Source organism: Vibrio sp. R12-SG2-ISO1 (genome assembly GCF_059834045.1).
Window position 1 is genome coordinate 283,904 of record NZ_JCBDGO010000021.1, and the last position, 26,268, is coordinate 310,171.

Sequence of the window (26,268 nt, forward strand, 5' to 3'; positions counted from 1 at the left end):
TTAGATTAACGCGTTAGGGGTAATAGCTGCTCAATACAATCAGCGGGTAAAAACCAGTACATATGGCGACGCCATACGGCAGACCACGGTCGGGTTTACCCCGCTGCCACCAGCGATATTTGACCCAATACGCCGCGGCCAGCACACCGCCTACAAGCAACATAGCGATGACTGCCGCGGGTAAAAACGCTGGCGCTACCGCCAGCGATAAGGCAGCAATCAGCTTAATGTCACCGCCGCCTACCCAACCAAGGTGAAACAAAACCAGCCCCGCAGAGAGCAACATGGCAGAGTAGGCAAAAGCGTGCAGTGCCCATGACTGTTCAATTGACAGCATGCAGCATAACAGTGCGACAAAAAAAACAAGAATGTTCGAGATCAATCGCTGCCGGTAATCGACTATCGATATGTAGATAAGTACACTTGTAAGAAGCAGCAACGAGATTGACATCAATTACTCTGTTTTTCTTGATTACTATTATTAGTAAGTTTGGTCGTTCACTACCTTAATGTCCGCTGCAATGCTTTCGTACGAATTTTTTAGTCCGTCTAGTAAGCTATCATCTGCAGTAGTTAATACCACCGCCAAAAGCCCGGCCATCGCCACACCAATCAAACCGTATTCGATGGCCGTTACGCCGCGCTCATCCTTTTTGAATGCCTTAAGAAGTTGTGAAATGTTCATAATTTTCCTCTAGATAGATAAAGTGTTTCCCGATTGATGCACTGGGTATATGCATCAAGTTTTCTGGTGGGAGGGATTTTGGAATCTTTATCACATCAGAGCAAAATAGATATCTATCGAAAAATTCAATACAACGACTTGCATATTTATCAGTAATCACGTTTATGCCATGAAATTGACAGAAAGAACGTCAAAATTCTGCAATCTCGATAAAAGACAGATGTTTGATGATTATTCTTGGAAACATTTATTTACATTATTGGTGAGAAAAATCAGAAAAAAGGGCTAGATGACTTTTTCTGCCGACAGCGCGCAGAGCAATATTTCACGTCATCCCAGCAGCGTTGCCATTTTTTACGCCAGTGGAACGGTCTATGACAGATGGGGCAGATTTTTTCGGGAAGGGTCAGTTTTTTGTGCATGTCGCCTGTGGGCTCGTATCATCTTATGAGTGGGTCATGTTTGGTGATACGTCACCCGACACAGTCCGATCAGGCGACATGCGTTGGAGTTAACTGAGAATATCGGTGAGGCCTGCAACCAAACGCTCAACGGCGATGGTCAACTCTTGTTCGCTTGCATTGGTGAAGTTAAGTCTCAGTGCTGGGGACGCCTTCGCGCCGGCGGGGTAAAATACACTACTTGGGACCACCGCCACTTTATTTTCAAGCAGTTGGGTGGCGAGCTTAAAGCTGTCGCACTCCGGTAAGGTGAGCCAGACGAACATGCCGCCCTCGATTGGACGTACATCACAGCCAGCAGGCAGTGAGGCTTTGAGAGAGCGGTATAAACTCTGATAACGCGCTTGGTACAAGGTGCGAATCGTCTCAATGTGCTGACTGAACGCAGGGTTTTGCAACAGACCAAGCAGCACCGCTTGCATCGGTACGCTGGAGTGCAAATCGGCGCCTTGTTTAATTTTGATCAGTGGTGCTAAGAAGGTGGTGTTGCCAGTCACAACCCCTACGCGCAGACCCGGTGAGGCGATTTTGGAGAAGGAGCGCAACACAATCGAGTGTTGCGGGCAGAACGTTGACGCCATTGGCAGTGCCGTGCCCGCAAAACGCAGCTCGCGATATGGCGCGTCTTCAATCAAGGTGACTTGATACTGCTCGCACAACTGACCAACGCGCTCACGCGTATCGAGTGACCAACACACCCCCGTTGGGTTGTGAAAATCCGGTACGGCGTAGAACATTTTCGGTTGCTGAGTTTGGAAAACCTGCTCAAGCTGCGCCAAGTCTGGCCCCTGCTCTGTCTGTGACACTGTGACGATATTCGCTTCCACTAACCCAAAGACTTGCATCGCTCCGAGGTAACTTGGTGCTTCCATCACCACTGTGTCTTGCGGGTCAATGTAGGCACGCGCAATCAAATCCAGCCCTTGCTGCGATCCGGTGGTGACCATCGCGCTGTGTGAGGACGGCAAATCGTAGTGATCGGTTAAATAGTCGAGCAAAGGCCCGTAACCTGCCGTGGCACCGTACTGAAACACGTCAGGTTGCAGGTGCAAACTCTCTAGCGTCGGCCGCATCAATTCGATAGGAAAGGTTTGTTCATCGGGCAAACCGCCCGCAAGCGAAATCACACTCTTGTCTGAGGCAGCAGCAAGAATTTCGCGAATGTAAGAAGAAGGCGTGTTGGCTAATGACTTGGCAATGTGCATATCGGACCCTGTGCGTTTCAAACTCGCAGCGCAACCCCTTGGCTGCGCCTAATCAAAGGCTGTTCACTTACGGCAAGTGAGAGCAGTGAAATATTCTGTTATGACGTTCGATATTACCTATCGTTGCACATTTTGCGCTGTCCATTTATGCTTATCAACATGTCCATTTATGCGATTTTTATCAAACCATGGCCCAACACCTGTCCCGTATCAACGATGTGCTATATTACATCCACAAAGACATCAGCCGCGATCTCCCCGGCAAAGCGCTTGCCAACGTCGCTGCCTATTCTGAACAGCACTTTCATCGCGTGTTTAAACAGGTTGTCGGCGAATCGCTGCACAAGTACATTCGCCGTACTCGCATGGAGTATGCCGCCAACCAGTTGATGTTTGACCAAGGGTCTTCGGTGGCAGACATCGCCGCGCGCTGTGGATTTCAATCGGTTTCGTCGTTTAGCCGAGCGTTCAAAGCGACGTTTTCAGTCTCTCCGGGGGAGTGGCGTCAGCAAGATTTACGCGCGGGTGACAAACCCTATTTAAAAGACTCAGAAATCGCAGCCGGCTACCATCGCACCGCCAATAAGCCGTTGCCAGAGCCTCAAATCAGGCAGGTGCCTGAGCGCTTTGCAGCCTATATTCGTCATACTGGCTACAACCGTTCCATCAAAAAAGCGTGGACGGTACTCAATGCATGGGCGCTTTCAGAGCAGCGGGACGCCAGCATCCAGTTTGGCCTGCACCACTCTAACCCCGCTTGGGTGGAATTGGACGAGTGCCGCTATGTGGCGTGTATTGAAATCGATAAACCGATCAAGGTACGCAGTTTGGTTAATCAGTTGGTGATCCCAGGTGGGTTACACGCCGTGTTTCGATTGACCGGTGTGTATGGGGAGTTGCTACCACAAATCAGTCAAGTGTTGGAACGTTGGCTGCCACAGTCAGGGTTTAAACTCGGTTCTACCCCGGCTTACGTGCACTATTTCGATAACCATTTCACCAACAAAAGTGAACATTTTGAGCTCGATTTTTATCTGCCTATTGGGTTTTATTGACCGGATCCGGTTTTAGGCCGCGCAGGACCATATCGACCACAAACTCTTGCGCCTGCTGATACTCGTCATCGGAGAGTTGAGCCCCTTTAATGAGTTCAATTTCACTTTCAAAGTCGGCATAGAATTGCGTCGCGCCCCAAATAAGAAACAGCAAATGGTACGGGTCAACCGCACGAATGAGCCCCCGCTCGGCCCAGGCGCTGATCACGGTCGCCTTGCCACTGCTCCACTCCACAACCGGAAATTGGATCGCCGCACGAATGTTGGGGGCCCCTTGGATGATCTCTTGGGCAAAAATTTTCGACTCTTGCGGATGACTGCGGCTGTAACGCATTTTGCCTACGATATATCGCCGCAATACCTCTTGTGGATCGCGCTGAATGGCATCTTCGGAAAAGCCATCATTCCAAAGGTTTAGAATGTCTTGCAGTAGCGCCTTATACAGTCCTGACTTGGATTTAAAATAATAGAGGATGTTCGCTTTGGGCAGCGACACTCTGTCTGCAATGGCTTGTATCGACGTGCCTTTGTAACCGTGCTTGACAAACTCATCGGCGGCGGCTTGCAAGATCAACTGCTCGTTGCGCCTGCGGATTTCGCCCGAGGATGCGCGCTTTTCCTTACCAAGTTGGACGTTCAAAATGACTCCTTGTCTTGTGCTGACTCTTTTTACAGTAATCACCCGATTTCATTGCCTTGTCAAGCCTGTGAGTCTGCACCAAGAGCAGGCATGCGCACTGATTTAGTTCACCGATTGCCACCGTATGGATCGCGAGCCTAGCCCAACGTTGGCTTGAACAATTGGTCAGCTTTTTGCATTTAGCCCATCAATACCATTTAAAAAAACCAAAAGGACTTGGCTCAACATGACAGCACCGCTTCTCGAACTCTGGAACCTGTCGAAGGTGTTTCCGGGGGTCGTCGCAAATGACAAAGTGAATTTAAAACTCCGTAGCGGCGAGATTCTCGCGCTACTTGGGGAAAACGGCGCTGGGAAATCAACCCTAGTGAAGATGATTTACGGCGTGAACACGCCCACATCCGGTGCGATATTATGGAACAACCATGAAGTCACGATTGCCTCACCGACCCAAGCAAGAGAGATGGGGATCGGCATGGTATTTCAACACTTTTCCGTGTTTGAAACGCTCACTGTGTTAGAAAACATCGAGCTGGGATTGGATAAAACCTTTCTGGCGACCATCGGCAATCTCAGACAAACGATCATCGATAAAAGTCTCCAATATCAGCTCCATGTTGACCCCGATCGTTACGTACATAGCCTAAGTATCGGTGAACGACAGCGTGTTGAAATATTGCGCTGCTTGATTCAAAACGTGAAGCTATTGATCCTCGATGAACCGACTTCAGTACTTGCGCCGCAAGAGATCGAAGGGTTGTTTGCGGTACTCAACCAACTTGCCTTAGAAGGCTGCGCCATTTTATTCATCAGCCATAAGCTCAAAGAGGTGACCGCCTTATGCCACCGAGCCGTCATTCTACGCGGCGGAAAAGTGACCGGTGAGTGCGACCCAAGCCAAGAAACGCCCAACAGCATTGCCAGAATGATGGTTGGAGAACATGCGACCCTCTCAGAGCACTATGACAAAGTGCAGGGCAGCGCCCCTGTCTTGCACACGAAAGGCTTGTCACTCGAGGCTTCTCATCCTTTTGGCTGCGCACTAAAAGACGTCGCTCTCCGCCTTAATGCAGGCGAGATCTTTGGCCTCGCCGGAGTGGCGGGAAACGGCCAAGAAGAACTGCTAGCGGCGCTTAGCGGCGAAGATACCCGAGCCAGCAAGCGCAGCATCCAGTGGCAAGACGAGGCGATTGGACACCTTGATGCCGGGCAAAGGCGCAAACGCGGCCTTGCCTATGTACCTGCTAACCGGCTTGGCCAAGGCGCAGTACCAGAGATGAGTTTGGAAGAGAACACGCTACTGACTCACGCCGCCCGCTTAAATCACAAGAGCTTGATTCAGTTTCCCAAACTCAAACAACTCGCCAAGCAGTTGATCCAAGACAATCAGGTCAAGTGTCGCAATGAGCAATCGCAAGCAAAAAGCCTCTCTGGCGGCAATCTGCAAAAATTCATCATGGGACGAGAAATCGCTCAATCCCCGACGCTACTGATTTGCGCCCACCCGACCTGGGGCGTGGATATTGGCGCAGCCAGCGCCATCCATCGCCAACTGATTGCACTGCGTGACCAAGGGGCAGCGGTGTTGGTGGTATCAGAAGATATTGATGAACTCTTTATGATCTGTGACCGCCTCGCCGCCATCTATGAAGGGCATGTCTCTCCGGCCGTAAAAACCGACGACACCTCTATCGACCAACTGGGTGAGTGGATCGCGGGTGGCTTTTTATCGCCATCTTCCCACCAAGGCGCAAGCAGCGAATCGCAGGGGGTGAGTCATGGTTAAAGTGGAACCTAGATTAGAAAGCTCGCAGTGGATGATGTGGCTATCGCCATTCATTGCGATAACGCTGACGCTTGCGCTGTCGAGCCTTTTGTTTGTCTGGCTGGATGTCAGTCCGGTGCGCGCCTTTGAAGTGTTTGTCGTTATGCCGTTTGAGGACAGTTATAACCTCGGCGAGTTGTTGGTGAAATCCACGCCGTTAATGCTCTGTGCGGTCGGTTTGGCGCTCTGCTATCGCGCCAATATTTGGAATATTGGCGCTGAAGGCCAACTGCTGATTGGCGCCGTAGCAGCAAGTGCGGTTGCCATCAGCGCCACCGAACAATCAGGTCCACTTCATCTAGTACTGGCCATCGGTGCTGGTGTTGTGGCTGGCGCGGGTTGGGCGGCCATCCCCACCCTGCTCTATCGACGTTTTCACACCAACATCATTTTAACCACTATCATGCTCAACTATGTCGGTCTCTATATTTTGCTCTGGGCGGTACATGGCCCGCTAAGAGACCCGCAAGGGTTTGGTTTCCCAGAGTCCGTGATGTTTGCCGATGCAGTCATGCTAAGCCCGCTATTTGAATCCGGCCGTGCTTCGATGGCGATCGTCATTGCCATTGGCATCGCGCTGCTCGCGGGGTTTGCCTTGTTTCGAACCTTACCCGGCTACCAACTGCGCGTGTTAGGTGAGGCCAAGGCAGCGGCTAAATACGCCGGTTTTTCAGAAAAGAAACTCGTCTGGGGCGTGATGCTTCTCGCGGGGGCGCTTGCGGGCTTTGCTGGGGCGGCGGAAGTGACTGGGCCCATTGGACAACTGATCCCGTCTGTCTCTCCAGGCTATGGGTACGCCGCGATCATCGTTGCGTATCTGGGGCGCTTAAATCCTATTAGTGTGGTGATTGCGGCTTTGTTTATGGGCGTGCTCTATATGGGGAGCGATCTCGCGCAAATTGAGCTGGGCTTACCTACTGCGGTGACAGGCCTATTCCAAGGTACTTTGCTGTTCTTCCTCCTTGCGTGCGACTTTTTGATCAACTATCGCTTGGTGATGGTGAAACCGCTTTTCGCCCGCACTCAAACTAACCCAATTGACCACCAAGGAGCCGCCTAATGGACGCACTACTTATCCAATCGCTGCTCATAGCAGCATTAAAAACTGGGACGCCGCTACTCATCATCGCCCTTGGTGAACTGATTTGCGAAAAAACCGGCGTACTGAACTTGGGCCAAGAAGGCATGATGCTGATGGGCGCCATGGCGGGCTTTGCCGGCGCGTATTTCACCGGCAGCCTCGCGATGGGCGTTCTCCTCGCTATGGTCGCAGGTATGACGATGGCCTTTATTTTTGGTGTACTGACACTCAGCCTGAGTGCCAATCAAGTCGCGACAGGCTTAGCACTGACTATTTTTGGTACTGGTTTGAGCGCCTTCCTCGGCGGCAGTTTAGTGGGATCCACCCTTGAAGGCTTTCAACCGATAGCGATTCCGCTGCTTAGCGATCTGCCTTTTCTTGGGCCGCTGCTTTTTCAACATGATCTATTGGTTTACGCCAGCTTTGTTCTGGTCGCTGTTAGTGCTTGGGTGCTCAGTCGGACGCGCGCTGGGTTGGTGATCCGTGCTGTCGGTGAGAACCCGCATTCGGCCAATGCCCTTGGCATTGAAGTGATCAAAGTACGCTACCTTGTCACGCTACTGGGCGGCGCACTTGCAGGACTGGCGGGCGCCTACATGTCTTTAGCCTATACCCCAATGTGGATGGAGAACATGACAGCAGGTCGAGGCTGGATTGCGCTGGCTCTGGTAGTCTTCGCTTCATGGAAAGTGGGACGCTTGATGCTTGGTGCCTACTTGTTCGGCTTGACGTCGATTATGCATTTAATGATGCAAGGGGTCGGTTTGGACATCTCGCCCAACTTATTAGCCATGACCCCCTACGTCGCCACTATCGTTGTGATGGTATTACTCAGTTCCAACGAGTTGCGCCAAAAATTGGCAACACCAATGAGCCTTGGTAAACCGTTTGACCCCAAACGCCATTGATTGTTCTTATGGTTGTGGTGATAGCGGTTGTGGTAATAGCGTCCGTGCATTAAAACGGTGCACGGGCGGTATTATTTCGCACAACAATGAATCACACCACCCTCATCCACCACGCGTATCACTCAAATCCCTCGAAACTAAGAAGCACGTAAACCTCACCCCACACCAGATTTGACGGGCGTTGCGCGATTATTTTCACCCTTCGGCTAAAAATACGACCAATTGGTCAAGTTTTTGCTATGCAGATAAATAAGAATCAGTTTCAGCTTAGGTTCTTACTACTCAAACCAAAAATGAAAACGGAGAATTTCATGAAAATGAATCAGTGGATGACAGCGGTGGCCTTATCAGTGACCTCGTTGCTCTCAGCTTCAACGCTTGCAGAAGATGAAGTCAAAGTCGGCTTCGTCTATGTGGGTCCCGTCGGCGATCATGGCTGGAGCTATGAGCACGACCAAGGCCGCATTGAGATGGAAAAACATTTCGCTGGAAAGGTGAAAACCACCTTTGTCGAAAACGTACCCGAAGGGGCGGATGCTGAGCGCGTGATCACTCAGTTGGCCAAATCAGGCAACGATGTCATCTTTACCACCTCGTTTGGCTTTATGAACCCAACACTGAAAGTCGCCAAACGTTTCCCAAACATCACCTTTGAACACGCCACGGGCTATAAAATGGCCAAGAACCTTGGCACCTACACTCTTCGTACCTATGAAGGCCGTTATGTGTCTGGTGTTGCTGCGGGCATGGCGACAAAGAGCAATACCCTTGGCTACATCGCGTCTTTCCCTATTCCGGAAGTGATCCGCGACATTAACTCAGTCTATCTTGGTGCGAAAAGTGTCAATCCCGATGTGAAACTGAAAATTGTTTGGGTCAACACTTGGTACGATCCGGGCAAAGAGTCTGACGCCGCGAACGCGCTCATCGACCAAGGCGTAGACATCATTATTCAACACACCGACAGCCCAGCGCCTCTGATTGCCGCGGAAAAACGCGGTGTGATGGGGATTGGACAAGCTTCCGACATGAGTCACTTCGCGCCGAAAGCCCACATGTTCTCGGTAAGGGATAACTGGGCACCGCATTACATCAAAACGGTACAGGGAACAATGGATGGCGCTTGGGCACCACAAGACTATTGGGGTGGTCTAAAAGATGAGTTGCTGCAAATTGTCTCGATCAATCCAGACCTGCCATCTGAGATCAAAGACGCCATCGCCGAAACCGAGGCGAAGATCAAATCTGGCGAGTTCCATCCATTTACCGGCCCGATGAAAGATAACCAAGGCAACGAAGTCATTGCAGCGGGATACACCCTCAATGACAAAGAGCTTGCGGGCGTGAACTGGTACGTCGAAGGTATCGACGCAAAAATTCCTAACTAAACCTATCTAGGCTCGCATCTCGCTCACGGGTGCGAGCCTTTTTTTACCTAAATAGTTGACCAGTTGGACAAGATAATAAGAACAGAGGAAGTTATGTTGGAGCTCATGATCAATCGTGAGGTTGTTAAGATTGCGTCCCTCGACGCCGACACCATGTTGCTTAACTACCTACGCGAACACAAACAACTGACCGGCTCAAAAGAGGGCTGTGCCAGCGGTGATTGCGGCGCATGCACTGTTGTCATGGTGGAATCAGACCCAAACGGCGAACTGAGCTACAAGCAAATCAATGCCTGTATCACCCCCGTTCACGCGCTGCATGGTAAGCAAATCATTACCGTCGAACACCTCAAACAAGCGCAAGCCTTGCATCCGGTGCAACAAGCTGTAGTGGACAAAAATGGCACCCAGTGCGGTTTTTGCACGCCTGGGATTGTGATGTCCCTTTACGCACTATCGAAGCAAAAACAGACAGTGTCACACCCGAGTGACTACCTCGCAGGAAATTTGTGTCGCTGTACTGGCTACGGCCCGTTGATCGAGGTCGCCAACACCATCGCAAGCCAGTCAATTGACGATCCGCTGGAGCAAGACGCCAGCGCAGTGAAAACCTGGATGGCCAGTGTCGATGACGCCTCTTGCCACCCCTACGCCAGACCAAAAACGCGCCTTGAACTGGCGCAAGCCAAATCCCAAATGCCCAGCGCTAGACTGATTGCTGGTGGCACAGACCTCTCATTGGAAGTCACCCAACAAGGTCGCTCACTACCTGAACTGATCGACATCTCTAATGTCGATGATCTTCTCACCATCACCGAGACCACCTCTGGTTGGCGTATCGGTGCTTCGGTGCCGATGGACCGTGTACACGCCTTTGCACGCGAGCATTTCCCCAGTGCCGATGAGGTGATTGAAAGACTGGGCAGTTTAACCATTCGCCACCGCGCAACGCTTGGCGGTAGCTTAGGCCACGCCTCACCCATTGGCGATATTGCTCCTTTGTTGATGAGCCTCAACGGACGTATCGAAGTGGATGACGGCGTGACGAAAACGCTGTTTGCCCCCGAGGACTACATCACGGGCTACCGTGAAACCTTATTGCGTGGCCATCAATGGATCAGTGCGATTCACCTACCCAGACTCGCGCCTAATCAACATCACGCGATATACAAGATAAGCAAACGCTACGAAGACGACATCGCCACGGTCACCCTAGGCATCAATATGACAATAGATAGCGACCAGCGTGTCAAGAATTGCGTCATTTCCGCTGGTGGAGTCGCCGCAAAATCGGTGCGCCTCCACGAACTTGAGAAAGTCTTTGTCGGGCGTCCTCTGAGCCTGCCTATCGTCCATGCGGCGCAGGAGAAGGTTCCTGAGGTTATCCAGCCGCTGTCTGATGTCCGTGGCAGCGCGCAATATCGAGTTAAGTTAGTGCAAAACCTGCTCAAACGTTTCTATCTGCAAACACAACACATTGATGTGAGGTTGGTTCACCATGCGTAAATTAACCGTACTTGAACAGACTCAAAACAGACAGCCATCCAAGATTGTTGGCCGCTCCGTCAAGCATGAAAGCGCCGACCGACAAGTCAGCGGCGAAGCCCGTTTCGTCGACGACTACCCCACGCCAGCGGGCTGCTTGCATGCGGCGGTGATCACCAGTAACGTCAGCAAAGGCCGAATCACACGTTTGGACGTTGAGCGCGTTCGCGCGGCGGACGGTGTCGTCGCCGTGCTGAGTGAGCGCGACCTCCCTGCGCATAAGGACATCGGTGCGATTTTTCCCGGCGATCCACTGCTGACGATCGACCAACACATTCATTTCCACGGTCAACCCATCGCATTAGTACTGGCACGTAGCCACCAGCAAGCATGGCGCGCCGCCTCACTCGCTGAAGTGGAGTATGAGGTTAATGACCGAGTGATACTCCACCACCAAGACGCAGTTGGCCAAGCGCCGCTTCTGCCGGTGCACCAAATGGGCCCAAGCAAAGCGTGCGACTGGCAGCAAGGCGCGGATGTGGTGATTAATGGCGAACTGCATGTGGGCGGCCAAGAGCATTTTTACCTTGAAGGTCAAGTCAGCTTGGCGCACCTAACTGAAGAGGGTGGCATTTTTGTTCAATGTTCCACTCAACATCCCTCTGAAGTGCAAAAACTCATTGCCGAAGTGCTCGGTCTCGATTTTAACCGCGTCACCGTTGATATGCGCCGCATGGGCGGTGGATTTGGCGGTAAGGAGAGCCAAGCGGCGCAATGGGCATGCTTAGCCTCACTGGGCGCGTACTACACTCGACAAGCGGTCAAGCTGCGCTTGCCGCGCGCGCTCGATATGACAGCAACAGGCAAGCGCCACCCTTTCTATCAAAGCTATCAACTGAGTGCCGACGGCAACGGTATCATTCAAGGCGCCAATATTGCCATTCATGGCCTATGCGGCCACTCACCGGATCTCTCTGATGCGATTGTCGACCGCGCGATGTTTCATGCAGACAACGCCTATTCACTCGGTGAAGCGACCATCGTGGGTCATCGCTTAAAAACCGACACTGTGTCTCATACGGCGTTTCGTGGTTTCGGCGGCCCGCAAGGGATGATCGTCATAGAAAAAGCGATGCAAGAGTTAGCGATAGCCACCGGCCAAGACCCGCTCGATGTGCGTCTTAACAATCTCTATAACGAGAATAAACACACCACGCCTTACGGCATGGAAGTGTCTCAACACCAAGAGATGCGAGAACTGATCACATCGCTCGAAGCTCGCTGTGAGTATCGTCAGCGCCGAGAAGCGGTTACTCAGTGGAACCTCACTCATCCATATCTGAAAAAAGGTTTGGCGCTTACCCCAGTGAAGTTTGGAATTTCATTTACTGCCAAACACCTCAATCAAGCTGGCGCCTTGATTCATGTCTACACCGACGGTTCGGTACAGGTCTCACACGGCGGCACCGAGATGGGCCAAGGTTTACACACCAAAGTGGGACAAATCGTCGCGCAAACCCTGGGCGTATCACTTGACGCCATACTGGTCACCTCAACACGCACCGATAAAGTGCCTAATACCTCACCGACCGCCGCCTCTTCGGGCGCCGATCTCAACGGCATGGCGGCGCACAACGCGGCGGCAGAGATCAAACAAAGGCTGATTGAGTTTGCTAAAAGCCATTATCAAGTCGCAGAGATCGATATCGAAGGCGGTCAATTGATCGGTAGCAAAACGCCAGTCAGTTGGGCGGAACTGGTGCAAGCGGCGTATATGAACCGCGTTTCTCTCTCCGCAACTGGCTTCTATCAAACGCCGAAAATCGGCTACGACAGAGCCAGCGCGAGCGGTCGACCATTTTACTACTTCGCCCTTGGCGCTTCGTGTTCTGAAGTGATGATCGACACGCTAACCGGCGAAATGACCGTCGAGCGCGTCGACATCCTCCACGATGTTGGCAACAGCTTAAATCCGGCCATCGATAAAGGCCAAATTGAGGGTGCCTTTATCCAAGGTTTAGGCTGGTTAACCTGTGAAGAGTTGGTCTGGGCAGACGATGGGCGTTTACTCAGTAACAGCCCAATGAACTACAAAATCCCCACCATTGGTGATTACCCCAAACAGTTGCACATCGATTTGTTCGACAAACCCAACCCAGAAACCAGCATCTATCGCTCTAAAGCGGTGGGTGAACCGCCATTTATGCACGGCATCAGCGCTTGGTGCGCCATTTTTGATGCGATCTCATCCATTAGCGAACACCAACACGCCGCCTTGCTGCATGCGCCTGCGACCGGCGAGGCGATTCTCTCTGCATGCGAAGACCAACTGACCTGGCTCGAGCAACGAGCGAAGGAGCACAGCCATGACTAATTCGCCATTTTTCCATTCCCGCTCACTCTCATGGCTCAGTGCCTGTCAGCAGCTGGAGACACAAGGTGTGGCTTACTGCATCGCTACCGTGATTGCCAGTGTCGGCTCGGTACCTCGTAATCAAGGCGCTAAGATGGTGATCACCGAGAGCGCCCAGTTTGACACGCTTGGTGGCGGAAACTTGGAATACCAAGTGATTGAAAAAGCGCGTCAAGGACTAGCGACATCCCAATCGACTCTTACCATCGAACGCTTTTCTCTCGCCGCCGATCTTGGCCAGTGTTGCGGCGGCGGTGTGCAAGTGATGTTGGAGTATTTCCTTACCCAAACACCACACGTCGTCGTGTTTGGGGCTGGGCATGTCGGCCAAGCGCTGTGTCGGATCTTAACTGAGCTGCCTTGCCAGTTGCATGTTGCCGATACCCGCAGTGAGTGGTTAGCTCCGCTCAAAGATGCCCACATTCATACCCATCTGATCGAGGATGTCACGCAAACCCTTACATCGCTACCTAGCCATGCTTACATCGTGGTGATGACGCAAGATCACGCCCTCGATTTCGACATTACTCGCCAAGCCTTGGATGCCAACAGGTTTGCTTTCGTTGGTTTAATCGGTTCAGAGGGGAAAAAGCAGCGCTTTAGCTATCGCCTGAAAGAGCAACTGGCCGACCCGGCCACGCTTGAGCACCTCACCTGCCCGATTGGGCATCCTGATGTCAAAGGCAAACTGCCGATGCAAGTGGCTATTTCGGTCGCAGCGCAGCTCAATGCTTACTTTGCCAGCCACTCATCCTCGGCGATAGAAACGAGCCCTGAATCGCTTTGGCGCGAGGCCAACGACGCTCGTCAACTCGTGACCTCCCAACTCGAAAGGAATGCGCATGACTGTAGCTAAAACCACAAGTGATACCTCAAGCAAACGCCCGATTGCGCAGCTCGATGCCTTCGCGCTCAGTCAGATTTGCGCCAGTTTGCGCTGGCAAGCCTTGGTGATGGAATCGGCACCTTTTCAAGACGGTGAAGCACTGCGCCATAGCGCAAGCCGTGCCTTCCAGCAGCTTAAAGAGAAAGATTGGCTTGAGGCCTTTGCCGGGCATCCAATGATCGGCGATCTCGCCAGTCTAGAAAAGAAATACGCGCAAGGCCGAGCACTCAGTGAAAAAGAGCAGAGCCAAGTGGCCAGCGCCGATAGAGAGACCCTAGAGCGATTGCTCACACTCAATCAGCGCTACCGAGAGAAATTCGGCTTCATCTTCATCGTCTGCGCGACCAACAAAAGTGCAAAAGAGATGCTTGCACTACTTGAATCGCGGATTGCTCGAAGCCGAGAAGTGGAACTGCGCGAAGCCGCGCAAGAACAGATCAAAATCAGTCAAATTAGAATGGAAGCTTATTTATGAACACGCTCAGTTGCCATATCCTCGACACCGCCAGTGGTCACCCCGCAGCAAACATTGAAGTGGAACTCTATCCACTTGGCGCACAGGATCCCATCGCCCGCATGCACACCGACGATGATGGCCGCGCCCGTTTTGAAAACACCACATTAGCAGCAGGCAGTTATACCCTGCGATTTTTAGTCGCGCCCTACTGCCAACGCGTATTTTCCAACGCCTTTTTCCCCTACGTGGACGTGCACTTTAGCGTTTCAGACACGCGTCATATCCACATACCGCTGCTGCTCTCTCCTTACGCTTACTCCAGTTATCGAGGCAGTTAATTATGGCTAGACAGATTCACCGTGGCAGCTTGTTGCACTTTCCAACAGCGACATCTGAGCCCAAAAAGCACTATGAGTATTGGCGCGATGGCGTGTTGGTCATCGAAGAGGGCAAAATCGTTCATGTGGGTGATGCCAACACCTTCTTCGCCCACTCTGCCAACCAAGATCTTCTCACACAGGGACGAGTCAAGGTTCACTCCGGTTTATTGATTCCTGGCATGATTGACTCTCATGTTCATTTCCCGCAGATTGAGATCATCGCCAGTTATGGAAAACAGCTGCTAGATTGGCTCAACACCTACACCTTTCCCACTGAGCTTCGTTTTAGCGATGCCCACTACGCCAAGCAGCAAGCCGACTTTTTTCTCCAACAGTTGTTTGCCCACGGCACCACCACAGCCAGTGTCTATGCCACAGTGCATCCGCAGTCGGTCAACGCTTTTTTCAGCGCCGCGCAAGACTACGATGCGCGCATGGTCTGTGGCAAGGTGATGATGGACCGATTCTGTCCTGACGCACTGCAAGACACGCCTGAGAGCAGCTATCGTGATAGCAAAGCTTTGATTGAGCGCTGGCACAAAAATGGCCGCGCTCTTTATGCCATCACGCCGCGTTTTGCGCCGACCAGCACACCGGAGCAGTTAGCGAAGGCAGGACAACTGGCCAATGAGCACCCGGATACCTTCATTCAAACTCATTTAAGCGAAAACATTAACGAAGTCGCTTGGGTTCAATCGCTTTACCCAGACGACAACGATTACCTTAGCGTCTATGAGCGCCACCATTTGGTTCGCGATCGAGCCCTATTTGGTCACGCGATTCATCTTAGCGAGCGGGAACAACATGCGCTGGCGAGCAGTGGTGCGTCAATCTCATTTTGTCCATCATCGAACCTGTTTTTGGGCAGCGGTTTGTTTCCCTATCAGCAAGCAAAAGAGGCCGGTATTCCCATTTCGATTGCCAGTGATGTCGGCGGCGGAACCAGTTTGAGCTTGCTTAAAAACCAAAGTGACGCCTACAAAATCTGTCAATTACAAGGCATCAGTCTCGATGCGTTTGAGTCCTTATATTTGTGTACCCAGGGCGCCGCCGTCGCGATGGGGCTGGATCACTGTATTGGCAACTTTAACGTCGGCACGGAAGCCGATTTTGTTGAGTTAGATCTCAACGCGTTTCCCATGCTCAAGCAGCGTACAGCGCGCTGTCAGGATTTGAATGAGCAACTCTTCGCCCTTGTCACCTTAGGCGATGAGCGTGTCATCGAACGCACTTATGTTCACGGAAATTTAGTTTATCAAAAGGATGTATCAGTATGTGGCCACAACTCTACGAATGGTTTGCGCTCTTTATCAAATGGTTTCATGTAATCTGTGGGGTGGCTTGGATTGGCGCCAGTTTCTATTTCACTTGGCTTGACAATAGCCTAGAAAATCCACCGCAATGGAAGAAAGATAAAGGTATCAAAGGCGACTTATGGGCCGTGCATGGTGGCGGTTTTTACGAAGTAGCAAAATACCAGGTTGGACCTCAAAGCATGCCGACCAACTTGCACTGGTTTAAATGGGAAGCCTACACGACATGGATCACTGGCACCGCGTTAATGATTTGGATGTACTATTTTAACGCCGCCGCCTACCTCATTGATCCCAGAGTCATGAGTTTAACTAGCCTCCAAGCCGTAGGTTTGGGCTTGGGTGGCATTGCACTCGGCGTTGTCGTCTATGAAGCATTGATGCGCTCCCCCCTCTCGCGTCACGCCGGTCTATTTTGCGGCGCACTCATCGCGCTTGGCGCGCTGTTCTTCTATGGATTTACCCACGTCTTTAGTGGTCGGGGTGCCTTTATCCATATGGGCGCATTGATGGGTACCATCATGGTCAACAACGTGTTCCATAAAATCATTCCCGGCCAACGTAAAATGGTGGCGCAAGTAGCGGCGGGTGAAGCGGTCGATCCGGCTCCCGGACTGGAGGGTAAACGCCGCTCTATCCATAATAACTACTTCACCCTTCCCGTGATTTTTCTCATGATCAGCAATCACTACCCGATGATCTACCAACACTCGCTGAGTTGGCTAGTAGGGATGCTGATTCTGGTGATCAGCGCATATTTACGCCATTACTTTAACCTTAAGCATGCAGGTAAATCGAAGCCAAGCGTACTCATTTCAAGCTCGATAGCCATGCTGCTTCTCGCGGTTTTCGTCAGTTGGGGATCCGTTCAAGCGAATAAAGCCTCGCGTGCAGAGGCGACCGCAAGCAGTGTGGCCACGCAAACGACCACTTCTCAGGACTCAGCCCTGCATCAACAGAGCGCGTCGGAAGGAGGCACTTCCGGCCTTGCTTATGATATCAATCGTACTCACTATATCGAAATAGCGACGCAGATCATTGAGCAGCGCTGCACCCAATGTCACAGCGCCACACCGACTGACGATGTGTTCACCGTCGCACCTAGTGGCGCAATCTTCGACTCTTGGCAAGATATTGAGCGCTGGAGCCCGCGCATTCTAGCGCGTACGGTCGAGTCGGCCGATATGCCCTTTCTCAACAAAACCAATATGACAGACCAAGAACGTCAGCAACTTAAAGAGGCCCTTAGTCACAGCCATTAATCTTTCCCCCTCCCGCCAGTTCACACTGGTGGGAGCGTAAAATGTAAGAAAATGTAAAGCTACGAACCAAATCCCACTCAACGGCTCCAATGCTGTGTGTCAATCATTGTTAACAAGGAAAATACGATGAAAACTCTCACCATTGGTACCGCGCTACTCGGCGCTCTGTTAATCACCACCGCTTGTGCAAATGACGGGGATCGCAAGGGCCCGCCGCCAAGTTTTAGCGATATCGATTCAAATAGCGATGGCTACATCACCACTGATGAAGCCAAAGGGCCGTTAGCCCGTGATTTTAGCTCTATTGATGCCGATGGCGATGGAAAAGTCACCGAGGCGGAACTCTCGCAATTTATGAGTGAGCACCGTCCACCGGCTCGCGACTAACGAACTTAACGCTCACTTAAGACGTGCTCTTAGTGGGCGTTTTTTTATCGCTATCATCCCTATGATTTCACCTATGGGCACGGTATGCTGAAGGCACTTAATCCCAAGGACGCACAATGAACAAAGTGACACTCTCCGGCCATATCATTATTCCCTTAGAGGATCGTAGTATCGTACTGGCCGAACTGGAGATACACCGTAAACTCACTCGAAATGAGCCGGGCTGCCTGTGCTTTGAGGTCACGCAAAATCCTGACGACACCCATCGATTTGATGTGTATGAAGAGTTTGTCGATCATGAAGCATTTCTGCAGCATCAACGACGAGTGCAAGAGTCACAGTGGGGAAAAGTGACTCAGAATGTCGCAAGATATTACGACATCACTGAATCCTAGTTAGAGGGCGTTAAGGCGACTTTGCCTTGAGGTTCATTGAATCAATCATGCCTATCAAGCATTCCAGTGCTACCGCGACATCGTCTTGATTCACTTGTTCTTTAGGATGGTGGCTAATGCCTTTCTCACAGCGGACAAACAACATTGCGATGTCGGTCGCTTTCGCCATCACCATGGCATCATGGCCTGCGCCACTCGGTAAACAGCGCGCCGTTTGACCGGTCACCGACTCAACGACTGAGGCCCATTGCTGCTGCAAGGCGGCATCACAGAGGACCGCTTTCGCTTGATATATCTTGTCGCTGTCGAAATGTAGGCGACGTTTTTTCGCAATCAAGTTCAACTCGTTGATGACGACCTCACAACACGCCTCCAGCGTCGGCTGATTAAGCGAGCGAATGTCCAAAGTAAACTCGACTGCACCTGGGATCACGTTCACCGCACCCGGTGCGACGGATAGTTTACCCACCGTCGCGACAATCTCTTGCTCTCTGGCAAAACGTTCAATAAAACTCACCATTTCAGCCACGCCGCACAGCGCATCCTGACGCAAATCTATCGGCACTGTGCCTGCGTGTCCCGCCATGCCCTCTACCTTGCAGGTAAAACGTTTTGCCCCGGCAATACCGGTCACGATACCGACGGGCAATGACTCTGCTTCTAGCACTGGGCCTTGCTCAATATGCACTTCCAAGTAGGCAAGCAGATCGTTACGCGCGTCATTTCCTGCGAGACTCGGCGCCAGTCCAAACTGGCGCATGGCGTCTGCCATGGTCATACCATCGGCATCCGCGATATCGAGCCAGTTGGGATCAAACTGCCCTGCGACACTGCTCGATCCAATGAGCGTGGTGTTAAAACGCATCCCTTCTTCGTCTGCAAATGCCACCACATCGATGTGGAACGGAAAGCGGCACTCTTTTAGTTGCGACAGTGCTTCAATTGCGAGAATAATACCGAGGTTGCCATCGTATTTACCTGCATTTCTGACCGTGTCACTGTGAGAGCCCAGCACCAATGCTTTCGCCTCAGGGTCGCTGCCTACTTTGCGCCCCCACTGGTTGCCGACACTGTCTTGCCAGGTTTCTAGTCCCGCATCGCGCATCCATTTTGCGATCAGGTCGTGGGCATTTCGATGCTCTTTGGTCAGGTATCCGCGCGTCAGCGCACCCCGTTCTGCGCTGCACTGAGCGAGTTGGTCGGCTTGAGCCATAATGCGCTCAGTACCGATGCTCATCGCTTGGTGACTCTTATCATCCACTGTATCTACACTCATGGCTGCTCCTTATTGATAATGCGCCATAGCCGCCAGAACTGCCTGACCGGGAATGATGTCCGCTTGGTGTTTGATCAGCACCGCTTCTAGTGCCGCCAAGGTGGTCAATACGCACTCTTGTCTCGCGTTGAACCCCATAGTACCGATGCGCCAGATCTTGCCATGCAGTGGTCCAAACGAGGTACCAATCTCGATACCAAACCGGTGAAGCAGCTCAAGACGCACCGCATCGCCATCGACCGTACCCGCCGCTTTTTTAACGCTCGGTATGGCCACACCGACCACGTTGTTCATTTTGTAGTTTTGATTGCCAAATAGCTCTAGCCCCATCGCGCGAAGCCCCGATGCCATCGCGTCTCCCGCTTGCTTGTGACGCGCGATGACCTGCTCTGGGCCTTCTTCAAGGAACAGCCTTGCACACTCGCGTGCGGCATAAAGCATGCTGGTCGCTTCGGTATGATGGTTAAGGCGCTCTGGCCCCCAATAATCCATCACCATGGCTAAATCAAAGTAGTTCGATTGAATTGGTGCTTCTTCACCATCAACGTGGTGAGCGGCACGAATGCCCGCTTCGACGTGTTTACGACTGTTGATTAGCGCAGCGCAGCGCTCGCTCAGCGTAATCGGCGCTGAGCCCGAAGGCCCGCCTAAACATTTCTGCAGCCCTGCTGACACCGCATCGAGATGCCAGTCATCGACATACAATTCATTACCGGCAATCGACGCAGTGGCATCACAATAGAACAGCACACCATAGCGCTGACACAGCTCGCCCATCTCAGCCAACGGTTGGTTCATGGTCGTGGAGGTGTCTCCTTGAACAGTGGCGAGCAATTTGGGCTGAAAGGTTTTGATCGCCTGTTTAATTTGCTCTGGCGCGCACACTTCACCCCACTCAACATCGATGGTTTTCACCACAGCGCCAACCCGAGTAGCAATTTCGCACAATAAGTGACCAAAGCGGCCAATAACGGGGATCAGCACTTTGTCGCCCGGTTTTAACACCGACACCAGCACCGCTTCAATCCCCGCGCGCGCAGTGCCATCCACCAGCATCGTCTGCGGGTTTTGGGTGTGAAAAACGCCGCGATAGAGTGACTGTACTTGGTTCATGTAACCGGTCATCACAGGGTCATACTGACCAATCAGTGACTGAGCGATGGCCTGATGCACGCGAGGATAGGCGTTGATTGGCCCCGGCCCCATCAAAAGGCGTTGCGGTGGGTTAAGTGTTTCAAATAGCTCGTTGGCCTGTGACATTATTGTTCTCCTACAAAACTGCGGCCATCGCTACGCGGATCGCTACTGGCGATGGCTCTTCCTTGTTCATCCAGCACAATGGCGCCAGCATGGCCCATCAGCTCGTTATTATCGTCAACGGTGGTAACGTCGTGACCGAGCGCCACCAACTCAGCGCCGCTGCGTTGGTCAAGTGCGCGCTCTAAGCGTAAGTTGTGTGTCGCATCGCCCCACGTGCGCCCCAATAGCCAGCGAGGCTCTGAGATCGCCTTATCCAAGGGATAAGATTGATAGTGGTAGCGGCTAAATAGGCACGCTTGCGTTTGGGGCTGACCTTCACCGCCCATTGTGCCGTAGCTCATTCTGCGGCCATCACTGAGCTCAGCATAAGCAGGGTTGAGGGTATGGAAAGGCTTCTTGTTGGGTGCCAATACATTGTGATGCTGCACATCCAGAGAAAAACTCTTGGAGCGGATATTCCATAACACTCCGGTCTTTGGCAGCACAACACCAGACCCAAACTCCCAGTAAATGCTTTGAATAAAGCTGACCATGGTGCCGTATTGATCACTGGCCCCCATCCAGATCGTATCGCCGGGTTTGGCTTGGTGAGGCCAAGCTAGGGCGCGGTTAGGATTCACAGCAGCGGTACACTTAGCCACCTCGTCGTCGCTGAGCCAATGCTGCAAAGGCTCGCGCGATGACGCCTCATCACATACCTCTCGATCACGAATCAAAAACGCTTGTTTAGTCGCTTCAACAAGGCAGTGAATGTGCTCCACTTCGGTCTGAGCGTTGACCGCTAAACGATCGTAGATAGCCAAAATCAGCAGTGACGCCACCCCTTGGGTCGGTGCACCAAAGTTATACAGTGTGCCTTTGGAGGTCGTGACATGCAGTGGCTGCATCACTTTAGCGCGAAATTGATGAAAATCTTCAAGACGGATTGGACTACCCATCGCGGCTAGATCATCGGCCATCGACTGCGCCAAATCTCCGCGATAGAAATCCTCTAGTCCTTTGTCTGCCAGCATCGATAGAGTATTAGCAAGCGCCGAATTGCAGATACGATCGCCGACCTTGAGCGTCTCACCTTGATTCAGATAAATATCGGCAAACCCGTCTAGCGAAGCCAGTCGCTGATAGGTTTTTTCACTGGCATTGACCAAGCTCTGCGTCGCGGTGATCCCCTCGCGCGCGGCATCGATCGCGGGGGTAAGTAATCTATCCAGTGTCATATTGCCATGATCATACTCAAGCGCTGCTTGCCAACCTGCGACCGTGCCCGCCATCGTGATGGCCGAAAGCGCGCCATGATCGGGCAGTTCATCACCCAGAGATCGGTAGGCGTTGACATCCACCTGCGCCGCCGCATCGCCGCTACCATCAATCGCGACTGGGGCTTGGCCTTGTTTCGCAATCAACCAAAATCCATCCCCTCCGATGCTATTCATATGGGGGTATTGCACTGAGATCATCGCAGCGGCAGCGACCATCGCTTCGCTAGCCGTGCCACCGGCGTCTAAAATCGCTTGGCCAACTTCGGCTGCTTTATGATGTGGGGCGGTAAACGCGGTTTGATGCTTCATCGGCCACTCCTTGGCTCGTGTCTAGGTTGAGTTGCATGGCAGTCTGGATAAGGGCACGTTCACTGTGCGCACTACCAAGAAACGAGAGTCCGCACGGCATCGCTGCTGCGGCGTTAGGGAGGTGCAATTGCGGTAAGCCAGAGAGCCCAGCAAGACTCGTGAGACCCATAAGCTGGGTGCGATAAACGGCCAATTCATTAGCTGGCATGGTCAGTTTCGGCGCTTCGGCGGGCGTGGTAGGCAGTAGCCACCATAACGCATGGTCTTCCATATGCTGCACTAATGCCTGTTTGAATCGCTGTTGCTCATCACAAGCCACTGTATACTCTGACTTGGTCAAGGTTCTTGCCCACTCGACGCGCGTTGCAATCGCTGGATCCAAGCTCTCCCCATAGCGTGCTAACCACTCACCGTGTTGGCGAATGATCTCGAAACCTTGCAGGGTACGAAACAGGTGACTTAACTGATCGAGCGTCCATCCCGCACGCGCAAGATAGTCACCTTGTTGAATCTTTACACCCGATGCTTTGAGGCGCGTTAACTGCTCGGTGTGATCGGCACTCATAAGAGCACGGCACTGCTCATCAAGATAGAAGGACCGTTGGTGAGGTGCTGCACCGTGGTCAGTCGACAAACTCGTCCACACTCGCTCCATCATCGCCAAATCTCTGGTGAAAATACCGGCAGTGTCAAAGCGAGCCGCCAGTTCAAAGCAATGTTGAAGGCTCAACGCACCATGCGTCGGCCTCAACCCATACAGCCCACAATAACTGGCCGGGACACGTACTGAACCACCTGTATCCGTACCGATTGAAAAATCGCAATCGCCACTTGCTACCACCACCGCACTGCCGCTCGATGAACCACCTGGAATCGCGTCAGGCGCTTTGGGGTTCACTGGCGTGCCGTAATAGATATTTTGACCGTTTAAGCTGTACGCCAGCTCATCGGTCTGTACTCGCCCAACACACTCTGCACCACTCTCAAGCAAAGTGGTAATGAGCGGCGATGTCTGGCTAGCAACATCATGAGTGGCTAACCACTGTGGATTGCCTGCCCCCGTTCGGTAGCCTTTTACATCAAACAGATCTTTAAAGACAAACCGAGTGCCACTCAGTCGGCCTTCTTTTGTCGGCGCCAAAGAGTGTGGCCCTTGCGCGCAATAAATTCGAGTATCCTTACTCATCATCTTTCCTTAATGGTTGCACCGATTAGCGCGCTTAAAGCGCGGCGGCTTTTACCCCTTCGCTCTGCTTGGCGTAACGGTTAGCCAGCACGGCGCAATAGAAAATCTGGATTGGGTGATACAACATGATCGGCAGTAGCAACATACCGAGCGTTGGGTCGGTTCCAAAAATGACTTTCGCCATCGGGATCCCGGCCGCTAATGTCTTTTTGGTGCCACAGAATACCGCCGCCACTTCATCAGGAAGATCGAAACCGGCTTTTCTTGCTCCCCACTGAATGGAGTGGACCATCACCAACAAAATCACCACACACAGCGCAATCGCCGTCAACAGCAACCCCGCAGAGAACTCACTCCAGATACCGTTAATAACAGAATCACAAAAGGCGTTGTAAACGATCAAAAGAATCACATACTTGTCGACTTTATTGACCACCGCTTTGTGTTTCTCCGTCCAAGCCAGTAGGTAAGGACGAAGGAGCTGGCCTAAAATCATCGGAACCAAAAGTAACTTAGCAATCGACAACACGGAGTCGAGCAGATTGAGTGACCCCCCTTCAAAGCCCATAAAGAGCTGAATCAAAGCTGGGGTGATCACCACACCAATAATGCTCGATAGCGACGCGTTAAAGATCGCCCCCGGCACGTTTCCCTTACCGACACTCGTCATCGCAACCGATGACGAGATGGTGCTCGGTAGAACCAAGAGATAACAAAACCCAAAAGCCAGAGCCGCAGGCATGGTTGCGATAAAGAGATCGCCAAACACTACCCATAAAATTGGGTAGGCAACAAACGTCGCCACCTGGATGTAAATGTGCAGACGCCAATTGGTCAACCCCGCTTTAATCGCTTGTGGCGATAACCCTAGACCATGAAGAAAGAAGACAATGGCAACCCCCACCGCCGTCAATTGGTCCAAGTGAATCGGCCCCCCGGAGCGTCCAATATCTGCCGTGATCGTCGCAAGCGCTATCGCGACCACCATGCCGACCAAAAACCACTCTTTCTTAAGTTTTGCTAATAGATTCATTTTGTTACTCAGGTTCTTCTCTAAAATTACGCTTTACTCTTTAATGCTCGTGCTGCGACGATATTGAAAGACGCTGCGGACATTAAATAGCGATAAGCCAACGCTGACACTCCACCACCAATAAACAACGCATAGTTGGCCAGTTGAGGAATGATAAAAGTCGCCACTATAGCGCACACACTGGCAATACCAAGTGCATAAACACTGCGCATGTTGACACCATTTTGATACCAGTACAGACCTTTGGGTGATTCGGTATAGAGTGACGGTACATCAATCTTACCCTTTTTCACAAAGTAGTAATCCACAACGATTATGCCGTAGAGAGGGCCAATCATCGCGGCTAACACGTCCACCGTGTAGTGAATCACCTCTGGGTTATTAAATAGGTTCCACGGAGTCAACAATACGGAACCGAACGCAGCAATAAATCCGCCCGCCTTAAAACTGATTTTTTGTGGAGACACATTGGAGAAGTCAAACGCCGGTGCGACAAAGTTTGCGACGATATTGATGCCGACCGTTGCAAAAATAAAGGTCAGCGCACCAAGCACCGTAATAAGTCCTGAGTCTAGTCGTTTTACTGTCTCAACCGGGTCGGTGATCATCTCACCAAACACAGGAATCGATGCAGAAACGATCACTACGCTGAAAATTGAAAAGAGTAAAAAGTTCACAGGTAGTCCGAGTAAATTACCGAACTTGAGCTGTTTATAACTGCCACAGTAACGAGAAAAATCACTGAAATTGAGCGTAGGACCAGCAAAGTATCCCGCGACCAACGCGGATGCGACGATCATCGTCATGATGGCATCCAAACCTTCCAGTTTTTGCGAACTCAAATTGAATTGGATGTTCTCCCACCCGGCTAAATCGATCATGTAGAGGCAAAGCGCAAACATGGCGATATAGATAGCAGGGCCAGACCAATCGATCACTTTGCGGATCATATCCATACCGAACATAAAGACGATGCCCTGAATGATCCACATGGCCGTAAATCCTATCCAGCCCAAATACGAGAGCCCCAAGAAACTGGGTTCTGCGAGCGCTTCCATCGAAGGCACAAAGTAAAGCAGTAGAATGATGAACGAACTGGACGCCAAAAAGGTTTGAATACCGTACCAGACCACCGCGATCAATCCTCGTATTACCGCAGGAATATTCGCGCCAAACACACCAAATGACATTCTCGCCACTACGGGAAATGGGACTCCCGCTTTTTGCCCTGGTTTGCCCATCAGGTTGGCAAACACCAATACAATAGAGATGCCAACAAGCAAACTGATAAACACTTGAATACCATTGAGTCCAAGTGCAAATAAACTTGCTGCAAAAACATAGCCGCCCACGCTGTGAACATCTGACATCCAAAACGCAAAGATGCTGTACCAGCCCCACTTTTGTTCTCTGTCTGGTAACAGATCATCGTTGGCCAGACGTGAACTAATCGGTAAATCCTTTTCCATCATGGTCACTTCCTTGTTTGATATTGTATACAATCCTAAATACAAAGACTGTGCCAAGTTGTTGACCCCCTCTCTATGGGAGCTGAACGCTAAGTAATCAGTAGAAGTAAGCATTCTTCGCACCAATTTCTCGCACACCTGCCTCATAAGAGTGCGTTAAAGGCTCCGATAATTCAGCAAAACATCTCAGAATGCGTGATTACGCGACGTTTTACCCCCTCAAACATGGTATACATGTTGCTAGGTATAA

General features: G+C 51.7%; 25 protein-coding genes. 14 read left to right on the forward strand and 11 right to left on the reverse strand.

What is annotated here, in order from left to right:
• Positions 1-13 precede the first annotated feature (13 nt).
• The 4 genes from AC6R10_RS16115 to AC6R10_RS16130 all read right to left on the reverse strand — a co-directional run bounded on the left by AC6R10_RS16115 (position 14) and on the right by AC6R10_RS16130 (position 2,351).
• Positions 14-451, reverse strand: a complete 438-nt coding sequence (locus AC6R10_RS16115) for an A24 family peptidase (protein WP_500672877.1) — start codon at positions 449-451, stop codon at positions 14-16.
• A 30-nt stretch (positions 452-481) separates the two neighbouring features.
• Positions 482-685: a Flp family type IVb pilin gene (locus AC6R10_RS16120; protein WP_500672878.1), complete on the reverse strand. Its 204-nt coding sequence runs from the start codon at positions 683-685 to the stop codon at positions 482-484.
• A gap of 272 nt (positions 686-957) precedes the next feature.
• Positions 958-1,107: a DUF2256 domain-containing protein gene (locus AC6R10_RS16125; RefSeq protein WP_500672879.1), complete on the reverse strand. Its 150-nt coding sequence runs from the start codon at positions 1,105-1,107 to the stop codon at positions 958-960.
• A gap of 89 nt (positions 1,108-1,196) precedes the next feature.
• Positions 1,197-2,351: an aminotransferase-like domain-containing protein gene (locus AC6R10_RS16130; RefSeq protein WP_500672880.1), complete on the reverse strand. Its 1,155-nt coding sequence runs from the start codon at positions 2,349-2,351 to the stop codon at positions 1,197-1,199.
• Positions 2,352-2,539: 188 nt separating this feature from the next.
• Between AC6R10_RS16130 and AC6R10_RS16135 the strand changes: the two genes are divergently transcribed.
• Complete coding sequence (locus AC6R10_RS16135) at positions 2,540-3,406, forward strand: AraC family transcriptional regulator (protein WP_500672881.1); 867 nt, start codon at positions 2,540-2,542, stop codon at positions 3,404-3,406.
• Here AC6R10_RS16135 and AC6R10_RS16140 read toward each other — a convergent pair.
• Positions 3,390-4,046, reverse strand: coding sequence for a TetR/AcrR family transcriptional regulator (locus AC6R10_RS16140; RefSeq protein WP_500672882.1), 657 nt, complete (start codon positions 4,044-4,046; stop codon positions 3,390-3,392). The two genes, AC6R10_RS16135 and AC6R10_RS16140, sit on opposite strands and share 17 nt — an antisense overlap.
• Before the next feature lie 226 nt (positions 4,047-4,272).
• Here AC6R10_RS16140 and AC6R10_RS16145 point away from each other — a divergent pair, with 226 nt between their 5' ends.
• The 13 genes from AC6R10_RS16145 to AC6R10_RS16205 all read left to right on the forward strand — a co-directional run bounded on the left by AC6R10_RS16145 (position 4,273) and on the right by AC6R10_RS16205 (position 18,226).
• Entirely contained in the window at positions 4,273-5,832 is a 1,560-nt protein-coding gene (locus tag AC6R10_RS16145; protein ID WP_500672883.1) for an ABC transporter ATP-binding protein, read from the forward strand.
• Positions 5,825-6,931: an ABC transporter permease gene (locus AC6R10_RS16150; RefSeq protein ID WP_500630807.1), complete on the forward strand. Its 1,107-nt coding sequence runs from the start codon at positions 5,825-5,827 to the stop codon at positions 6,929-6,931. The genes AC6R10_RS16145 and AC6R10_RS16150 overlap by 8 nt, the downstream gene beginning before the upstream one ends.
• On the forward strand, positions 6,931-7,860 hold the full coding sequence (locus AC6R10_RS16155; protein ID WP_500672884.1) for an ABC transporter permease: 930 nt from the start codon (positions 6,931-6,933) through the stop codon (positions 7,858-7,860). The genes AC6R10_RS16150 and AC6R10_RS16155 overlap by 1 nt, the downstream gene beginning before the upstream one ends.
• Before the next feature lie 311 nt (positions 7,861-8,171).
• On the forward strand, positions 8,172-9,248 hold the full coding sequence (locus AC6R10_RS16160; protein ID WP_500672885.1) for a BMP family ABC transporter substrate-binding protein: 1,077 nt from the start codon (positions 8,172-8,174) through the stop codon (positions 9,246-9,248).
• 93 nt (positions 9,249-9,341) lie between these two features.
• Positions 9,342-10,754, forward strand: a complete 1,413-nt coding sequence (xdhA, locus tag AC6R10_RS16165) for a xanthine dehydrogenase small subunit (protein WP_500672886.1) — start codon at positions 9,342-9,344, stop codon at positions 10,752-10,754.
• A complete protein-coding gene (gene xdhB, locus AC6R10_RS16170; protein WP_500672887.1) occupies positions 10,747-13,107 on the forward strand; it encodes a xanthine dehydrogenase molybdopterin binding subunit in 2,361 nt (786 codons plus the stop codon). Before xdhA ends, xdhB begins: the two co-directional genes overlap by 8 nt.
• Positions 13,100-14,002, forward strand: coding sequence for a xanthine dehydrogenase accessory protein XdhC (gene xdhC, locus AC6R10_RS16175; RefSeq protein WP_500672888.1), 903 nt, complete (start codon positions 13,100-13,102; stop codon positions 14,000-14,002). The genes xdhB and xdhC overlap by 8 nt, the downstream gene beginning before the upstream one ends.
• Complete coding sequence (locus AC6R10_RS16180; protein WP_500672889.1) at positions 13,989-14,507, forward strand: 2-oxo-4-hydroxy-4-carboxy-5-ureidoimidazoline decarboxylase; 519 nt, start codon at positions 13,989-13,991, stop codon at positions 14,505-14,507. The genes xdhC and AC6R10_RS16180 overlap by 14 nt, the downstream gene beginning before the upstream one ends.
• Positions 14,504-14,827, forward strand: a complete 324-nt coding sequence (gene uraH / locus AC6R10_RS16185) for a hydroxyisourate hydrolase (RefSeq protein WP_500637530.1) — start codon at positions 14,504-14,506, stop codon at positions 14,825-14,827. The genes AC6R10_RS16180 and uraH overlap by 4 nt, the downstream gene beginning before the upstream one ends.
• 2 nt (positions 14,828-14,829) lie before the next feature.
• On the forward strand, positions 14,830-16,197 hold the full coding sequence (gene guaD / locus AC6R10_RS16190) for a guanine deaminase (protein WP_500672890.1): 1,368 nt from the start codon (positions 14,830-14,832) through the stop codon (positions 16,195-16,197).
• Positions 16,143-17,444 carry a urate hydroxylase PuuD gene (locus AC6R10_RS16195; RefSeq protein ID WP_500672891.1) on the forward strand — a complete coding sequence of 434 codons (1,302 nt, stop codon included), beginning with the start codon at positions 16,143-16,145 and terminating at the stop codon, positions 17,442-17,444. Before guaD ends, AC6R10_RS16195 begins: the two co-directional genes overlap by 55 nt.
• A 126-nt stretch (positions 17,445-17,570) precedes the next feature.
• On the forward strand, positions 17,571-17,831 hold the full coding sequence (locus AC6R10_RS16200) for an EF-hand domain-containing protein (RefSeq protein ID WP_500627243.1): 261 nt from the start codon (positions 17,571-17,573) through the stop codon (positions 17,829-17,831).
• 116 nt (positions 17,832-17,947) lie between these two features.
• Complete coding sequence (locus tag AC6R10_RS16205; RefSeq protein WP_500672892.1) at positions 17,948-18,226, forward strand: putative quinol monooxygenase; 279 nt, start codon at positions 17,948-17,950, stop codon at positions 18,224-18,226.
• A 10-nt stretch (positions 18,227-18,236) separates the two neighbouring features.
• On the opposite strand, the gene AC6R10_RS16210 is transcribed toward AC6R10_RS16205, so the two are convergent.
• Genes AC6R10_RS16210 through AC6R10_RS16235 form a run of 6 tightly spaced genes read right to left on the reverse strand, consistent with a single transcriptional unit; the run spans position 18,237 to position 26,021 of the window.
• Entirely contained in the window at positions 18,237-19,502 is a 1,266-nt protein-coding gene (locus AC6R10_RS16210) for an allantoate amidohydrolase (protein WP_500672893.1), read from the reverse strand.
• A gap of 9 nt (positions 19,503-19,511) precedes the next feature.
• The gene (locus AC6R10_RS16215) at positions 19,512-20,762 is read right to left on the reverse strand and encodes a pyridoxal-phosphate-dependent aminotransferase family protein (protein ID WP_500672894.1); all 1,251 of its coding nucleotides are present in this window, start codon (positions 20,760-20,762) and stop codon (positions 19,512-19,514) included.
• Positions 20,762-22,330, reverse strand: coding sequence for a gamma-glutamyltransferase family protein (locus AC6R10_RS16220; RefSeq protein WP_500672895.1), 1,569 nt, complete (start codon positions 22,328-22,330; stop codon positions 20,762-20,764). Before AC6R10_RS16220 ends, AC6R10_RS16215 begins: the two co-directional genes overlap by 1 nt.
• A complete protein-coding gene (locus tag AC6R10_RS16225) occupies positions 22,293-23,516 on the reverse strand; it encodes an amidase (RefSeq protein WP_500672896.1) in 1,224 nt (407 codons plus the stop codon). Before AC6R10_RS16225 ends, AC6R10_RS16220 begins: the two co-directional genes overlap by 38 nt.
• 34 nt (positions 23,517-23,550) lie before the next feature.
• On the reverse strand, positions 23,551-24,549 hold the full coding sequence (locus AC6R10_RS16230) for a bile acid:sodium symporter family protein (RefSeq protein ID WP_500672897.1): 999 nt from the start codon (positions 24,547-24,549) through the stop codon (positions 23,551-23,553).
• 26 nt (positions 24,550-24,575) lie between these two features.
• The gene (locus AC6R10_RS16235) at positions 24,576-26,021 is read right to left on the reverse strand and encodes an NCS1 family nucleobase:cation symporter-1 (RefSeq protein ID WP_500629463.1); all 1,446 of its coding nucleotides are present in this window, start codon (positions 26,019-26,021) and stop codon (positions 24,576-24,578) included.
• Between the last annotated feature and the right edge of the window lie 247 nt (positions 26,022-26,268).

Excerpts from the sequence above, each read along its gene's own strand:
- AC6R10_RS16115 (WP_500672877.1), bottom strand. The coding sequence starts at position 451 with ATGTCAATCTCGTTGCTGCTTCTTACAAGTGTACTTATCTACATATCG.
- AC6R10_RS16120 (WP_500672878.1), bottom strand. The coding sequence starts at position 685 with ATGAACATTTCACAACTTCTTAAGGCATTCAAAAAGGATGAGCGCGGC.
- AC6R10_RS16125 (WP_500672879.1), bottom strand. The coding sequence starts at position 1,107 with ATGCACAAAAAACTGACCCTTCCCGAAAAAATCTGCCCCATCTGTCAT.
- AC6R10_RS16130 (WP_500672880.1), bottom strand. The coding sequence starts at position 2,351 with ATGCACATTGCCAAGTCATTAGCCAACACGCCTTCTTCTTACATTCGC.
- AC6R10_RS16135 (WP_500672881.1), top strand. The coding sequence starts at position 2,540 with ATGGCCCAACACCTGTCCCGTATCAACGATGTGCTATATTACATCCAC.
- AC6R10_RS16145 (WP_500672883.1), top strand. The coding sequence starts at position 4,273 with ATGACAGCACCGCTTCTCGAACTCTGGAACCTGTCGAAGGTGTTTCCG.
- AC6R10_RS16150 (WP_500630807.1), top strand. The coding sequence starts at position 5,825 with ATGGTTAAAGTGGAACCTAGATTAGAAAGCTCGCAGTGGATGATGTGG.
- AC6R10_RS16155 (WP_500672884.1), top strand. The coding sequence starts at position 6,931 with ATGGACGCACTACTTATCCAATCGCTGCTCATAGCAGCATTAAAAACT.
- AC6R10_RS16160 (WP_500672885.1), top strand. The coding sequence starts at position 8,172 with ATGAAAATGAATCAGTGGATGACAGCGGTGGCCTTATCAGTGACCTCG.
- xdhA (WP_500672886.1), top strand. The coding sequence starts at position 9,342 with ATGTTGGAGCTCATGATCAATCGTGAGGTTGTTAAGATTGCGTCCCTC.
- xdhB (WP_500672887.1), top strand. The coding sequence starts at position 10,747 with ATGCGTAAATTAACCGTACTTGAACAGACTCAAAACAGACAGCCATCC.
- xdhC (WP_500672888.1), top strand. The coding sequence starts at position 13,100 with ATGACTAATTCGCCATTTTTCCATTCCCGCTCACTCTCATGGCTCAGT.
- AC6R10_RS16180 (WP_500672889.1), top strand. The coding sequence starts at position 13,989 with ATGACTGTAGCTAAAACCACAAGTGATACCTCAAGCAAACGCCCGATT.
- uraH (WP_500637530.1), top strand. The coding sequence starts at position 14,504 with ATGAACACGCTCAGTTGCCATATCCTCGACACCGCCAGTGGTCACCCC.
- guaD (WP_500672890.1), top strand. The coding sequence starts at position 14,830 with ATGGCTAGACAGATTCACCGTGGCAGCTTGTTGCACTTTCCAACAGCG.
- AC6R10_RS16195 (WP_500672891.1), top strand. The coding sequence starts at position 16,143 with ATGTGGCCACAACTCTACGAATGGTTTGCGCTCTTTATCAAATGGTTT.
- AC6R10_RS16200 (WP_500627243.1), top strand. The coding sequence starts at position 17,571 with ATGAAAACTCTCACCATTGGTACCGCGCTACTCGGCGCTCTGTTAATC.
- AC6R10_RS16205 (WP_500672892.1), top strand. The coding sequence starts at position 17,948 with ATGAACAAAGTGACACTCTCCGGCCATATCATTATTCCCTTAGAGGAT.
- AC6R10_RS16210 (WP_500672893.1), bottom strand. The coding sequence starts at position 19,502 with ATGAGTGTAGATACAGTGGATGATAAGAGTCACCAAGCGATGAGCATC.
- AC6R10_RS16215 (WP_500672894.1), bottom strand. The coding sequence starts at position 20,762 with ATGTCACAGGCCAACGAGCTATTTGAAACACTTAACCCACCGCAACGC.
- AC6R10_RS16220 (WP_500672895.1), bottom strand. The coding sequence starts at position 22,330 with ATGAAGCATCAAACCGCGTTTACCGCCCCACATCATAAAGCAGCCGAA.
- AC6R10_RS16225 (WP_500672896.1), bottom strand. The coding sequence starts at position 23,516 with ATGAGTAAGGATACTCGAATTTATTGCGCGCAAGGGCCACACTCTTTG.
- AC6R10_RS16230 (WP_500672897.1), bottom strand. The coding sequence starts at position 24,549 with ATGAATCTATTAGCAAAACTTAAGAAAGAGTGGTTTTTGGTCGGCATG.
- AC6R10_RS16235 (WP_500629463.1), bottom strand. The coding sequence starts at position 26,021 with ATGATGGAAAAGGATTTACCGATTAGTTCACGTCTGGCCAACGATGAT.